Source organism: Lysinibacillus sp. A1 (genome assembly GCF_000801965.1).
Taxonomy (GTDB): Bacteria; Bacillota; Bacilli; order Bacillales_A; family Planococcaceae; genus Lysinibacillus; species Lysinibacillus fusiformis.
The window spans coordinates 567589-582698 of sequence record NZ_JSZM01000012.1 but is presented as its reverse complement, the minus strand read 5'-3'; the positions used below and the strand labels follow the sequence as shown (position 1 = coordinate 582698).

Genomic DNA, 15110 nt, shown 5'->3' with positions numbered 1-15110 from the left:
AAAGCTCACCTCCCCCCCTCTTGACCCAGTATATGCAGGGAGGTTATGTGACACATATGCAAAAATGGAGCTTTTGACAAGTTTACTAGGTGTTTTTAATAATAATTTGCGAACTAAACTATTTTCGAGTGACAAGACAGGCCGGTTTTAACCATAATGCCAAATTCATATAGTTAGTTAGGTTGCATCCTGGCAGGAGATGCCCGCCAAATTACTGAAATTGAGGGTGATTGAGATCGTATACGAGTGGAACGCATTGAGAGCTATTGCTTGTTTAAGTATTGTGCTATTGCACGCAACGACAAATATTGAAATTATTAACGGCTTTATTGATCAACCATTCTATCAATTTTTTAGACTATTATTATGTGCCGCTACACCCATTTTCATTTTATTATCTATTTTAATATTATCTAATCGCTATCAGCATCAGCTACCTTCCCATTTTTTATGGCATCGATTTCAGTTTATTGTCATGCCGTTTGTAGCTGCTGGTATTTTATATGCGGCTAATGCAGCCTTTCATTATCACGAAAATTTTGGGGATGCCTTGTACCGTCACATTATTTTAGGGGATTTTTCTGGCTGGTTTGTCATGACCATTTTTCAGCTCTATATTCTCTTTTTTATTGTGAATAAATATCAGCTATCCAGTATATGGTTTGCTCCTATTATGTTCTTACTGGGGATTTTTTATATGACACTAGCAAAATTAAATCTAGATACCTTCGTAGAAAATGATCATTTTATGCGACTGCTCTTCATAGGTTGGCTTCCATATTTTGTATTTGCCTATTTTATTGGTCGTCATTATGAAAGATTCATGTATTATATCGTTAAATATAAGTTCTTTACCGTTTTATCGGTCATACTTGCAACAGTCATGATCTATATAAATTATTATTTAGGCGACCAGCAACTTACATCACGAAGAATCGATATGATGCTATTTGTGTTAGCGATGACGATTTTTATTTTAGCGTTTGCTCAAATTTTGCCTAAGCCGCCCTTCATCCATATCATCAGTCGTTATTCCTTTGGTATCTTTTTAATTCACTGGCTTATTCAAGAATATCTAGCACCCTATAGTGCATTACTCCCTACTACTTTTCTACAAGTTATTTCACTTTTTCTAGCTAGTTTAATGGTCTGTATGCTGCTCATAAAAATTATTTCCTTTCTTCCCTTTAGTGCTTATTTGATCGGCAAATCACACCAAAAAAAGCCAATTCAAAATTGAGGAAAAAATTTGATATAATGGATAATAGTTCATTAATTATGGCGAGTACATTTATTACGTGTTGTGGATTTTAACATCATTTTAGAATGTATTTCCCTATTTTTTTCGGAAGCACTCTCTTTTTAAGTGTCTTCCTATTAATTACTGCTAGCATGATTAGGAGGAAATGAACAGAATGAAACAAAAAGTGATTGCCAAAATAATTGGCTTAGAGTTTCTTATCATACTTTTCTATGTTGGTAACGGAGCTTTTGTTTCTATTAAAGAACCAACAAGCCCTTTGTTACAGTTTGCTATGTTAGTTCCACTAGCATTGGGACTCTTCATTTATATTGCCCTGAGAAAAAACTGGCAAATGTATTTCTTTCATCCCATTCAAAAGAATCATTTATTAATGATTTTACCGCTACTTTTTGTTTTAGGAATCATCCTTGTAAGTACTAAAGGATTAAATCTCACATCGATTAGCGATCTTATTTTTATGTTTTTAATGCAAGTGCTTATTGTGGCATTTATAGAAGAGACCATATTTAGGGGCCTTATGCTGCGAATGCTTCTTGCCAAGGGTGCTTTTACAGCGGTATTCATTTCTAGTTTATTGTTTGGGATTACACATGCTTTACAATTACTTGGTGGGCAATCGCTTGAAGATACTATTATTCAAATCATCTATGCCCTTTTAGTGGGCCTTGTTCTTTCTTTACTTATTTTAGATGGGCAATCGATTATTATTACTATTCTTTTCCATGGATTCAATAATTTCTTTAACTTTATGGGAAATGTAGAGAGCCCTACGCTTAGTGGTTATCTTATTATTTTAGTGCTATTTGTCTATATGCTAGTTTTATGGAAGCGAGTAAAGAAATCCTATGCTATTCATTTCATGAAAAATGCCAAGTCCATCTAGGACTTGGCATTTTGATTAGAATAAAAGGTGGCCCACTAATGCAGCAATTGGAAGTGAGATAAGTGTACGTAATAAAAATATCACCACTAAATCGAAAAATTTCAATGGAATTTTCGTACCTAAAATAAGTCCACCCACCTCAGACATATAAATTAACTGCGTGACAGAAACCACTGCTATAACGAATCTAGTAGTATCCGATTCAATACCCGCACCTAAAATAGAAGGCAGGAACATATCTGCAAAGCCAACCACCATTGTTTGTGCAGCTTCAGCTGCTTCTGGTAAGCCAAGTACTGTTAAAATAGGCTCGAAGGGTTTGCCTAAAATCACAAAGATACTAGTAAATTCAGCCAGCATCAAAGCAACCGTACCAAAAGCCATTACAATAGGTGCAACACCTATCCATAAATCAATGACATTTCTAGATCCATCTTTTATAAATTTGCGTGGATCACGATTGGCATGGGCAACAGCTAGTGCATTTTCTAAGCCATGTGAGACTGAATTATAGCCCTCTGGTAATTGCTCACGTGAATAGTCTACAGGCGTACCATCTATATAGGTATCTTCCTTTTGAGCAAGTGGATAGATACGAGGCATAATAATCGCTAATACAATTCCACAAAAGACCACTGTTAAATAGTAAGGAATAAAATAGCGTGCCAAATGAACCGTATCCAATACTACGATACAAAATGTAATAGATACTACAGAGAAGCTTGTTGCAATAATGGCTGCTTCTTTTTTGGTGTAGTTCCCCATCTCATATTGTTTACTTGTCATTAACACACCTATCGTTCCATCACCGACCCATGAAGTAAGGGCATCAATGGAAGAACGTCCTGGACTTTTAAATAGGGGGCGCATAATTCTCACCATCATTGTACCGAAAAATTCAAGAAGTCCAAAGTTAGTTAAAAAAGGCAGAAGGAAACCAGCAAACAAGAAGATGGTAAATAAAAATGTCACAAGACCACCATTAGGGTCCATCAGTAGTCCACCAGTATTTTCGTTATTGATGGCAAAAGGACCAAAGTTAAAGACAACCATTGAAGCAAAAACTAAGCCGATACAGCGGGTAATCGTCCAAAACCAATTAACATAAAACAATGTATCTAAAATACTTGGGTTTTTCACGTTTTTACGTGGTATAAATTTAGCCATAAGTGCGCCAATTGCTGAAATAGCAAACATAAGAATTGTAAAATAACTAATAATAGGAGCAACAATAGTTGCTAAAACATTTGCTAAAATCGCAATCGGTACCTTCCAGCCTTCTTCTGTTAAGACAGGTGTCATAAATAGAAAAATACCAATTAAAGAAGGGATAATAAAATAAACATATGTAGAAACAGCATACTTTTTCATTTTTTGATTAAAACCTCATTTCTATTAAGCATGAAATTGCAATTTGATCTATTTCCCAATCTACTATTCTATGAGCTCGACATGTTGTGTCCATTCAAAATCTCCCCTCACATCTTGTTATAAGACTATTACAAAAACAATTGAATTTTGAGCTTTAAACAGAAAAACATTTACATCATTCATGTTTTTATAACATTACTTTGTTATAAAACGAGTTAAAAGCTACAATTAAATTGGTTAAAAATTACATATGGTTGAATTTTTATACAGACAAACTACTGACACTTTAATCTAGTATAACAATATTTCAACATAACAAACAGAAATTTTTCAGGAAAAAAAGTGAATAAACATGACATTTATTCACTTTGGGGAATGATATACTTTATGAGGTTAAACGAGTCTTTTGATTTTAGGACAGGAGATACAATAGTCATTTATTTCGTCAGATGTATGATAATAAAAACAACATGTTTTTCTTAAGCGTATCGGGTGCTCGGATTCCTTTATCGTCACTTTCGGTCCACAATAATTCGTCAACGGATTCTTCTTCTCGCCAAAGAGAGCACCTGGTGCCTGATTTACAATGTAGTCATAGTCCTCTTGTAGGCGAATGATTTCTTGCTCATTGGCCCCTTCTCTTATTTTCGTTTCGTATAGCCAATTGACATAAATAGCGGTATTTTCCCATAAAATTGTTTTTGGGATTTTACTTATCTTCGTTAATGACTGCCACACTTTTGCTAGATTATCCGCAAAAATCCCTTTAAGCACCTCGTCACGCCATGCGTTACGATCTGTTGTTGGTACTGACACCGTATGATCAATAAACCGAACGTTAGGCAGCCATGGTTTCGCATGACCTTCTGCTTCTACCCAAATATTTTCGATAGCAACTTGTAGCCCTTTGTCATATCTCGACATGGCATAAAATGCTGAAGCCATCGTCAAAACACTATAGCGCTTTCCAAATAACGATGCCGTCACTATTAAAGATGGCGATTGAAAAAAAGGAGCGATTGTTTGTAAATAGACTAGAGCCTGTTCAGCGTCCAATAAATTTTCAGCACTTATAGAGTAAGTAGCATCTATTGCTGGCTCAAACGTCAATCGATAATCGCTTAATAATATTGGTTTTTCTTCAGCTGACAGTTTGTTGCTCAAGTGGCCGCTACCTCCTCAAATGCTTCCATCTGAACCGTTCGTCCCTTACCATGCGGAACACATAATGGCGTTCCAAATAGTGGGTCTCTCATTATGGTACAGTCCATCCGAAAGACAGCTTGTACCATCTCAGGTGTCACCACTTCCTCTGGCTTACCTTGTACGTACACCTGTTTATTTCGCACAGCTACAATATGATGAGCGTAACGACAGGCTAAGTTTAAATCGTGCAATACCATAACAACTGTACGGCCTTCATTTTCATTTAAATCAAATAGTAAATCTAAAATTTCTACTTGATGAGCCATATCTAAATAAGTTGTAGGTTCATCAAGTAAAATAAGATCTGTTTTTTGAGCTAATGTCATAGCAATCCACACACGCTGACGCTGACCTCCGGATAATGCATCTACTGGGCGATCTGCAAATTCGGTCATCTGTGTCACCTCAAGAGCATTGTTCACAATATTTTCATCCTCTGTAGACCATTGCTTTAACCAGCTTTGATGAGGATAACGACCTTGTTTAATCAATTGTTGAACAGTTAATCCTTCTGGCGCAACAGGTCCCTGTGGGAGAATGGCTAAACGTTTTGCCACCTCTTTAGTTGAAATCCCATCTAGTGGATGCTCTTCTAAAAAAATTTCACCCGACTTTGGTTTTTGCAGTCGGGCAAACGTTCTTAGGAGCGTAGATTTTCCACAACCATTGGCACCTACTAGTACCGTAATTTTCCCTTTTGGTATTTGAAGATTCAAATCTTCCAAAATAAGATTTTCACCATAGCTAACATCTAGATTTTGTACTTCTAAGACGCTTTTCATAATCCCTTCACCTTCTTCTCTCACGCTTTTAACTCATTTATCATTAGGCACTATTGATTGCGCGTTCTAAATAGTAAATAAATAAAAAATGGTGCTCCAATAGCAGCCGTAAAGACACCTGTTGGTAAATCCTTTGGTAAAAAGGCTGTTCGTGCAACAATGTCAGCTACAATGACAATAATGCCACCAATTATAGCAGTAACGGGTATTAATCCTGCAAAAGAACGCCCTACAAGCAGTCTACTCATATGAGGGGCTACTAATCCAACAAAGGCAATTCCACCTGCAAAAGCAACCGCAGAACCAGCTAGCATGACACTAATGAGTAAAAAAAGCAAACGGTACACTTGAACTTTTACGCCCAGCCCTGTCGCAATGTCATCTCCTAATTCCTTCACATTGACTGTTCTCGCTAAAACAAATGTTAAAGGTAATAAAAGAGCCACCCATGGTAAAAGCAAATAGACATCTGTCATATTCGCCCCATACAAGCTTCCAGTTAGCCATAGATAGGCCTTCGTAGTTGCAGCTACCTCGCTGAGGACTAGCAACATGGTTACAACTGCCTTTGCTAATGCGGAAATCCCAATTCCTATAAGCACCATGCGAATAGGTGTGACACCTTTTCTCCATGACAGCAAGTAAATGATAAAGGAGATAATGGCCGCACCTGAAATAGCCGCTAACGATAAAAATTGAATGCCGACTGATCCCATAAAGTACACGATAAAAATAATCGCACCCATGGACGCTCCACTCGTTACACCAATAATATCTGGAGCAGCTAGCGGATTGCGTATGATTCCTTGTAAAATTAAACCAGCAACACCTAGCGCAGCACCAACTAATAAAGCCATCAATATACGTGGGAGCCTTAATGTATGTAAGACAAAGTCATACTCTCCGTTCCCGTAGCCTAATAACTCCTTCACTACTATGAAAGGATGAATAAAATCGCTACCTGCAGATAAGCCAATAATCGTAATGCTGACTAATAATAAGCTTAAAAGTAGTATAATCCAACAAGTTCTTTTGGCGATTTGAAAAGATATGCGATCGGATTTCGTTCGAATCGTCGTATAATTAGACATTTTTTGCTAACCCCTTTCGTGCAATATAAATAAAGAAAGGAGCACCGATTAATGCAGTCATTACACCAATTGGCATTTCTAATGGCATAATTACGTATCTTGCTGCTATATCTGCAAGCAGCAGCAAGATAGCTCCTAATACCGCACTGTACGGTATAATCCAACGATAATCCATACCAACAAGATGAATCGCAATATGAGGGACAATTAAACCAATAAAGCCAATTGAACCTGCTACAGCAACTGAGCTACCTGCAAGAATAATAATGATGATACCGAGTGTGAGTTTCGTCAGCATCGTTCGTTGGCCTAAGCCTTTTGCAATATCATCACCTGATTGTAAAATATTTATTGAACGGCCCATACCTATTGCCACGACTGTGCCCCCTAAAATAAATGGTAGGACAGGTATGAGCATGTCAATGCTTCGACCGGATACTGACCCCGCTAACCAAAAGAGTACACTTTGTAAACCTTGCTCATCAATCACTAAAAGCCCCTGCGTAAACGAGACAAATAGAGCTGTAATCGCTGCACCAGCTAACACTATTTTAATCGGTGTTAAACCATCTCTCCCTAATGATCCAAGGAAAAACACCATAGCTCCCGCTGCACCAGCACCTAAAAAGGCAATCCACATATAACTCATTAAGGAATTAACAGAAAAAAGAGTAATGGCACTGACAATAAAAAATATTGCCCCTGCATTAATACCTAAAATATCAGGAGCTGCTAAAGGGTTTCTAGTTAATGCCCGCATTAATGCTCCCGAGATAGCTAGGCTTGCGCCAACTACTGTTGCGATCACAGCTCTTGTAAATCTAGATGTTCGAATAATGACATGCTCCTTATTAGCAGCATCATAATGAAAAATGGCATCATAGATTGACGAGAAGGGAATGGATGTTTGACCAATAGTTATGCTGAACATAAACGTCAGCAAAAGGATCAAACAACTGATGAACAACCCTATTTGTTTCATCGAGGTAGTAGAAAGAAAAATTCTCATTTTGCGCCAACTTTCTTGATCCACATTTTAACTTATGAGAAAAGTTGCAGGTTTTTATAGGTTAAACACTACAAGGAGAGGGCTGTCATTTAAACAGCCCTAATCACTTTCTCTATTTATCTAATTCAAATTTGTCATAAATATCATCTAGCATTAAATTAGCACTAATATATCCACCAGCTAGATTCCAATTGATTTCATCTACTTGATAAACTTGATTTGCTTTCACAGCATCAAGCTCTTTCCATAGCGGATGATTTGTCCATTCTTCATAATTCTTTTTCACTGCCTCATCATTTTCCATGAACATATAAATAACATCGGCATTCATTTGCGTAATACTTTCTTTATCCGTTAGCTTGACGATCTCCAATGAGTCATCAGTTAAATTTTTAGGACCTTGGAAGCCAAGCTCCGACAATATAGAACCTGCATATCCAGTTACATAAATACGTGCATGGTCTGCTCTGAAATTGACAACCGAAACATGGAATGGCCATTTATCGCCAAGCTTCTCTTTAATTTTTGTTTGGAAATCTGCAACCCGCGTATCCCATTCTCCAAATAACTCTTTTACCTTTTCTTCTTGATTCATTGCTTGACCCATCATTTCAGCTGTACCTTTGAAATCAAATACCGTTTCATGAGCAACAGTTGGTGCTATTTGTGATAGCTGATCATAAATTTCCTCATGACGAACTTTCGATGCAATGATTAGATCTGGTTTAAGCTTTGCAATTTCTTCAAGATTTGGTTGTGTTTCTTGTCCAACAACCGCAACACCATCTAAATCTTTCTTCAAATAATTATAAAAAGGTGCTTCAGCCCAAGATTCTACTGCCCCTACTGGCTTAATGCCCATTGCTACTGCTACATCAGTAGCCCCTTGGTATAGAGTAACAATTTTTGTAGGTGTTCCTTCAATTGTCGTAGTGCCCATAGCGTGGGTAATTTCACGGCTTGAAGACTCGGTATTACCTTCTTCAGCTTTATCCGTTTCTTGTGAACTACTACTAGTGTTTGTTGCTTTATCTCCACATCCAACCATTATGAGAGATACTATTGATAATAAAGCAAAAAGAATAAAAATATTTTTATTGCGTAGTGATAATTTCGACATACATTTCCTCCTAAGTTTTAATCAATAACGATAATCATTATCAATTAAAGAGTATACTGTATGACTGTTTTATTGACAATATCTATTTTTTCAAAAAATATACTTTTTTATTAATTTTTTATGCTCATTTAGCTTACAGCTCGATTATCTATAGTTTAGAAGCATTAGGTTTGTTGTTTACTTGTAAAAATTTCGACACAATTATTCCAAGATGTAGGGGAATATTATTTAAACATTAGGTCGATTCAACATTATGATGACAGCGGTAAAATGTGAAAAAGCTTTTGGTAGTTCATTCTTTCACCTAATTTGTAGGCAAATCAACATTAGATTTTCTACCATTTCAGCGACTTGTTAGATTTACCTATTCAATAATAGGCAAATAAATAGTCCCTATTGACGTCTATCTCATATCTTAATAATGAACGACAACTTATCAAAACAGGAGGTTATAACATGTTTCAACGAAGACGCCATCCGGCAAAAGGTCCACACTGCTGTCCGCCACAAACGATGCCAATGCAATTTGATCCACCACAATTTTTACCACCAGAGCAATATGTCCGTACAAATTATATCCATACAGTTGTTCCACATGTACAACCAGCACATGTCACAACAGTGAATAAACATATGATTGATCATCAATACTATTTCCCATGCACAGAATCAGTTGTTAATGAATGCTGTGAAACACATACAATGTGCGGTATGCCACCTAACCCTTGTCATATGCCGCATCATCCCCATAAACATATGGGCTATTAATAGTTATGGAGGGGGCGAGTAATGCCCCTCCATATTTCAAACAAAAAAAGCCGAGTAGCCTCTCTCAGAGGTACTCGGTTTCATGCATTATTAATACATTTTTAAATATTGATCGCGTTCCCATTGATGTACAGTTGTACGATACATATCGAACTCGATTTCTTTTGCTTCTTTAAAGTTGGCGTAAATATGCTCACCTAAAGCAGCTTGTGCTACTTGATCTTTAGCCAATAATGTTAAAGCATCATCAAGTGCCGCTGGTAGATTTTCAATGCCATTTGCTTGGCGCTCTTCTTCTGACATCACGTAGATGTTGCGGTTAATAGCTGCTGGTGGCGTCAAGTTTTGACGAATACCTTCTAGACCTGCCTCTAAAATAACAGCCATTGCTAAATATGGGTTTGCAGAAGGGTCCACTGAACGTACTTCTACACGAGTTGAAAGGCCACGTGCTGATGGAATACGAATTAGTGGTGAACGGTTTTGCGCTGACCATGCTACATAACATGGTGCTTCATAACCTGGAACTAGACGTTTATAAGAGTTAACTGTTGGATTTGTAACAGCTGTGAAACCTTGTACGTGTGCAAGGACACCAGCCATAAATTGCATAGCTGTATTGGATAGTCCTAATTCTGTAGATTCATCATAAAATGCATTTTCTTTACCTTTAAATAGTGACACGTTAAAGTGCATACCAGAACCTGCTTCACCAAATAATGGCTTTGGCATAAATGTAGCGTGTAAACCGTGTTTACGAGCAATTGTTTTCACTACTAATTTAAATGTTTGGATGTTATCACAAGCTGTAACAGCGTCCGCATATTTAAAGTCAATTTCATGTTGTCCAGGAGCAACCTCATGGTGAGAAGCTTCGATTTCAAAGCCCATTTCTTCTAGCTCTAATACGATATCACGACGGCAGTTTTCACCTAGATCTGTTGGAGCTAAGTCGAAGTAACCACCATGGTCATTTACTTCTAATGTTGGTTCGCCTTTTGCATCTAATTTGAATAAGAAGAATTCTGGCTCTGGCCCTAAATTAAAGCTTGAGAAGCCCATATCTTCCATTTTTTTAAGAATACGTTTTAGGTTGTTACGTGGGTCACCAGCAAACGGTTCGCCTTTCGCAGTGTATACATCACAGATAAGACGTGCTACTTTCCCTTTTTCAGAAGTCCAAGGGAATACTACGAAAGTATCAAGATCAGGATATAAATACATATCTGATTCTTCGATTCGAACGAAGCCTTCAATAGATGAGCCATCAAACATCATTTTATTTTCCAGTGCTTTGTCTAATTGGCTTACAGGAATCTCAACGTTTTTGATTGTGCCAAGAATATCTGTAAATTGTAAACGAATAAAGCTTACGTTCTTTTCTTCGATGAGACGTTTAATGTCCTCTTTTGTGTATTTACCCACAGTTTTCCACACTCCTATAATTTGTCTAGCTTTTATGTTTACCCTACCCTATTTTTAATAGAATCGAGATAAATCCCCTCGTCGGATGGATGATTTTTGCATGCGCTGTGCTTGACGCATTTCTTCGCGCATAATTTGACGTAATTCAGAATCACTTAAATCTTGTTCTTCAATTGTAGCAACAGGATCTTTCCTTTTAGCAAATATTTTTTTAATCTTCGCCATATTCATACCCTGTTCTAAGTAGTCTTTAATTTCAAGCAATATGTCGACGTCATTTAATGAAAACATTCGACGGTTGCCTTCTGTTCGGTGCGGCTCAATTAAATGGTGTTCTTCATAATAACGAATTTGTCGTGCCGAGAGCTCAGTTAATTGCATTACAATACTCATTGATAATAACGGCATAGTTCGTCTAATTTCACGACTCATTTAAGTCCTCCTCCAATACCCGCTTATCATATAACGAAATTTTTTCACTGTCAACCAACCATGTGAGGTTTCCTAACATGGTTGGCATTATTTTTTTCAATCCGAGAGAAAATTGTAAAAAACTATTCAAATTTACGGTTTGTCCATTTCCTTCTCTCTATTTTTGAATAGCTTGTACCGCACTACAAATTGCAAATTTTACATGCTCATATGTTAGTCCACCCTGTATAAAGGCTGTAAAAGGCGGACGTATCGGACCATCTGCTGTAAGCTCTATGCTGGAGCCTTGAATAAATGTTCCCGCTGCCATAATGACATCATCTTCATAACCAGGCATATAGGCTGGTTCTGGTGCGTAATGAGCATTAATTGGCGAGTTGGCTTGTATTTCCCGACAAAAGGCGATCATTTGCTGTGCGGTTTGGAAAGAAACCGATTGTATTAAATCTGTCCGATGTGCCTGATAACTTGGAGATGTATTCATCCCGATTTCCTCCAGCATAGCTGCCGTAAAAATGGCACCCTTTAATGCTTGTGATACAACATGTGGAGCTAGGAAAAATCCTTGATAAAAATCACCTAATGTATTTAATGTCGCTCCTGCTTCTGCCCCAATTCCTGGTGATGTCATCCGGTACGCACATTTCTCCACTAAATCTGCTCTGCCTGCAATATAGCCTCCAATTTTCGCTAATCCTCCACCAGGATTTTTAATGAGGGAGCCTGCCATTAAATCAGCACCAATCTCTATAGGCTCTTGCTTTTCTACAAATTCACCATAGCAATTATCAACAAAAATAATGGCCTCCGGTGCTAACTCACGAATGTTTGCACACATATCAGCAATTTCTGCGATAGAAAAGGATGGACGTGTTGCATAGCCTTTTGATCGTTGAATGGCAATCATTTTTGTCTTCGCTGTTATGGCCCCTTTCACACCTGACCAATCGATGGTTTGATTATCCAGTAAATCAACATGTGAATAACCGATTTGATAATCTTTTAGGGACCCTGTATCTTTGTCACCACCATCGACAATGGATTGTAACGTATCATATGGCTGACCAGAAATATAAAGCAGCTCATCACCAGGACGTAGCACACCGAATAGACTAAGCGTAATTGCATGTGTCCCTGAAATAATTTGCGGTCGAACAATGGCAGCCTCTGCACCAAACACCTCAGCATAGACACGCTCTAAATTATCGCGTCCCTCATCGTCATAGCCATAGCCATTGGATGGATGTAAATGATAATCACTAACTTGATGTTTTCGAAATGCCGCTAGCACTTTTTGCTGGTTATAAAACGCCATCTCTTCCACCTTAGCATGAAAAGGTCTCACTCTCTCTTCTATTGTTGCCGCTAAAGATAGCGTCGATGCTGATAAATTAGATGTAAACGTCATTCTTTTTCTTCTCCATTTCACAATTGTCATGCATATATTCCGTAAACTTGATTCCATATTTAAATGGACCTCAATTATCCTAGAATTCCCTAATCGTCTACTTGTAATGAACGCTTATGACAGATGTTTTTCTTTATTTCATTACCATCTTATCAATTTGTATAGGTCCCTGTAAAACTTGCCTATTGTTTCTCAGCGAAATTTACGCTAAGCTAATGTGCGGACTTATTTCAAGAAGAGTATTTAATGATGAATTTTGGCTATTAAATTCATAGATTTTGTTACTTACAGGATCTTTATGCTTTAGGAATGAGATTCATTTATTTATAGAAGGGGTGAAAGGGATGGCTTGGGATGTTTTTAGTATTATTGGTACAATTGCCTTTGCTATTTCTGGGGCAATTATTGCAATGGAAGAGGAATACGATTTATTCGGTGTTTATATACTCGGTATCGTCACTGCTTTTGGTGGAGGGGCTATTCGAAATTTACTTATCGGGCTACCTGTCACGACATTATGGGGACAGGATATGATGTTTCAAATTGCACTTGCTGCCATTACCATATTTTTTATTTTTCCTCATCATTTGATTCAACACTGGCATCGTTGGGGCAATTTCACAGATGCAATTGGCTTATCAGCATTTGCTATTCAAGGCGCACTCTACGCCGTAAAGCTGGATATGCCGATCAGCGCTGTCATTGTAGCTGCGGTCTTAACTGGTTCAGGTGGTGGTATCGTGCGTGACTTATTAGCTCGACGAAAACCACTTGTTCTTCGTGACGAAGTCTATGGTGTTTGGGCTGCTCTCGCAGGACTTGTTATTGGGTTTGAAGTTTTTACAGGAGATATCTTCCTTTATATTTTATTTGCGGTAATAACAGCCTTACGTATTCTTTCCTATATGATGAAATGGCGTTTACCTTTGCGAAGGTTGAATCGGGCATAGAGTCTATCATTGATTAAATAAGCACAAATGGTTCCTTAACTATTTGCGCTTATTTTTTTTTTCAGTAACTATTTAGTCAAAAGATTCATTGCTTCTTCCAGCGTCACCATATTTTTCATCATCGAGCAAGCAGCATCTAATAGGGGAAAGGCTAGGGCTGCACCGGAACCTTCTCCTAGCCGCATATTCATGTGCAGCATGGGCTCCACTCCTAGTAATTCAGCGGCAATTTTAGCCCCTGGCTCCTCCGATGCATGAGAAGGTATAATAAAATCCTTTACTTTTGGTTCAATTTGATAAGCAATAAGCGCAGCAATAGTTGAAATAAATCCATCAATCACAACAGGTTTTCGATGACTTGCGGCTGCAAGGATGATACCAGCCATAGCCCCAATCTCTAGCCCTCCAACTTTAGCTAGAACATCAATGATATCATTAGGATTGGGTTTGTTGAGCGTAATTGCTTTTTGAATGACCGCTGCTTTATGAGCAATTCCTCCTTGACCAACACCTGCTCCAAATCCTGTTATTTCAATTGGGTCATAGCCAGTCAAAACAGCTAAAATCGCAGTACTCGGCGTTGTATTACCGATGCCCATCTCACCTGTACCAAGTAGATTGGCTCCTTTTATGATTTCATCTGTTGCCACACGAATCCCCGCTTCAATAGATTGAATGGCCTCCTCTCTAGACATAGCAGGGCCTTGTGCCATGTTATCTGTACCATATTTTACTTTTTGAACGATTACGCCCGAATTGAGTGGAAGATCATCCTTTACTCCAACATCGACCGTTACAACCTTCGTATTCGTCACACTTGCAATCGCGCAAACACCTGTACCTCCTTTTGGGAAATTTAATGTTTGAAATAAAGTAACATCTTGTGGGTTCGTCGTCACACCTTCCTTACAAACTCCATGATCTGCTGCACAGACAATCATCACCTTTTGATCAATCACAGGATATAATTGTCCTGTAATCCCAGAAAGCTGCACAGCAATGGACTCTAATTTACCTAGGCTACCTGGCGGCTTACAAAGAATATCTATTCGCTTCCTTGCTTGCTCCCTACTATTTTTATTAGCGCCTTGAATGTTTTGAATTGTGTCATGTAATAATTGCATTGTCATTTCTCCTCTCGTTCTTCATGAAGACAAAATAAAAAGCCTGTAGTTTATTGTCATGACAAATAAACTACAGACTTTTCCATCATCTATATCCTCTTCAAGCAAATAGGCAGGTCTCCTGGCTTAAGTTCAACATTTCATAGTACCTTCCCAGCAATGAGCTAGTGGTCTTCACTATTAAACTCCCTTTTACAGTGGCGGGTCCGCTAAAGCTTTTCACTTTATTCCCTATTCTCCCTTAATGGGCACCTAATGCTTGTATTAAACTACTTTT

Annotated in this window: 14 protein-coding genes and 1 riboswitch; of the genes, 4 read left to right on the top strand and 10 right to left on the bottom strand. The window is 37.9% G+C overall.

The window, feature by feature from the left end:
* The first annotated feature begins 226 nt into the window (after positions 1–226).
* Together PI85_RS12300 and PI85_RS12295 are read left to right on the top strand one after the other, a co-directional pair.
* On the top strand, positions 227–1240 hold the full coding sequence (locus PI85_RS12300) for an acyltransferase family protein (protein WP_235318479.1): 1014 nt from the start codon (positions 227–229) through the stop codon (positions 1238–1240).
* Positions 1241–1415: 175 nt separating this feature from the next.
* Positions 1416–2147 (top strand): CPBP family intramembrane glutamic endopeptidase, encoded by a 732-nt coding sequence (locus PI85_RS12295; RefSeq protein ID WP_036124221.1) that lies wholly within the window; start codon positions 1416–1418, stop codon positions 2145–2147.
* 15 nt (positions 2148–2162) lie between these two features.
* Here the strand turns inward: PI85_RS12295 and PI85_RS12290 are convergent, their stop codons facing one another.
* From PI85_RS12290 to PI85_RS12265, 6 genes are all read right to left on the bottom strand, one after another.
* Positions 2163–3518 (bottom strand): YjiH family protein, encoded by a 1356-nt coding sequence (locus PI85_RS12290; RefSeq protein WP_036124220.1) that lies wholly within the window; start codon positions 3516–3518, stop codon positions 2163–2165.
* Positions 3519–3911: 393 nt separating this feature from the next.
* Positions 3912–4682, bottom strand: coding sequence for an IucA/IucC family C-terminal-domain containing protein (locus tag PI85_RS12285; RefSeq protein WP_036124218.1), 771 nt, complete (start codon positions 4680–4682; stop codon positions 3912–3914).
* Positions 4679–5506, bottom strand: a complete 828-nt coding sequence (locus PI85_RS12280) for an ABC transporter ATP-binding protein (protein ID WP_036127698.1) — start codon at positions 5504–5506, stop codon at positions 4679–4681. Before PI85_RS12280 ends, PI85_RS12285 begins: the two co-directional genes overlap by 4 nt.
* A gap of 50 nt (positions 5507–5556) precedes the next feature.
* Positions 5557–6597, bottom strand: a complete 1041-nt coding sequence (locus PI85_RS12275) for an iron ABC transporter permease (RefSeq protein ID WP_036124214.1) — start codon at positions 6595–6597, stop codon at positions 5557–5559.
* The gene (locus PI85_RS12270) at positions 6590–7606 is read right to left on the bottom strand and encodes an iron ABC transporter permease (RefSeq protein WP_036124211.1); all 1017 of its coding nucleotides are present in this window, start codon (positions 7604–7606) and stop codon (positions 6590–6592) included. Before PI85_RS12270 ends, PI85_RS12275 begins: the two co-directional genes overlap by 8 nt.
* A 112-nt stretch (positions 7607–7718) precedes the next feature.
* Positions 7719–8726, bottom strand: a complete 1008-nt coding sequence (locus tag PI85_RS12265) for an ABC transporter substrate-binding protein (RefSeq protein WP_036124208.1) — start codon at positions 8724–8726, stop codon at positions 7719–7721.
* 456 nt (positions 8727–9182) lie between these two features.
* Here PI85_RS12265 and PI85_RS12260 point away from each other — a divergent pair, with 456 nt between their 5' ends.
* Positions 9183–9494, top strand: coding sequence for a CotD family spore coat protein (locus PI85_RS12260; protein WP_025114030.1), 312 nt, complete (start codon positions 9183–9185; stop codon positions 9492–9494).
* 90 nt (positions 9495–9584) lie between these two features.
* Here PI85_RS12260 and glnA read toward each other — a convergent pair whose 3' ends face one another.
* The 3 genes from glnA to PI85_RS12245 form a co-directional block, all read right to left on the bottom strand.
* A complete protein-coding gene (gene glnA / locus PI85_RS12255) occupies positions 9585–10919 on the bottom strand; it encodes a type I glutamate--ammonia ligase (RefSeq protein ID WP_036124204.1) in 1335 nt (444 codons plus the stop codon).
* Between the two features lie 54 nt (positions 10920–10973).
* On the bottom strand, positions 10974–11351 hold the full coding sequence (locus tag PI85_RS12250) for a MerR family transcriptional regulator (protein WP_036124201.1): 378 nt from the start codon (positions 11349–11351) through the stop codon (positions 10974–10976).
* 157 nt (positions 11352–11508) lie between these two features.
* The gene (locus PI85_RS12245) at positions 11509–12759 is read right to left on the bottom strand and encodes a methionine gamma-lyase family protein (RefSeq protein WP_036124198.1); all 1251 of its coding nucleotides are present in this window, start codon (positions 12757–12759) and stop codon (positions 11509–11511) included.
* A 344-nt stretch (positions 12760–13103) separates the two neighbouring features.
* On the opposite strand from PI85_RS12245, the gene PI85_RS12240 reads away from it, so the two are divergent.
* Positions 13104–13709, top strand: coding sequence for a trimeric intracellular cation channel family protein (locus PI85_RS12240; RefSeq protein WP_036124195.1), 606 nt, complete (start codon positions 13104–13106; stop codon positions 13707–13709).
* 68 nt (positions 13710–13777) lie between these two features.
* Here the strand turns inward: PI85_RS12240 and cobT are convergent, their stop codons facing one another.
* Entirely contained in the window at positions 13778–14833 is a 1056-nt protein-coding gene (gene cobT / locus PI85_RS12235; RefSeq protein WP_036124192.1) for a nicotinate-nucleotide--dimethylbenzimidazole phosphoribosyltransferase, read from the bottom strand.
* A gap of 93 nt (positions 14834–14926) precedes the next feature.
* Positions 14927–15104: riboswitch (cobalamin riboswitch) on the bottom strand.
* Positions 15105–15110 lie beyond the last annotated feature (6 nt).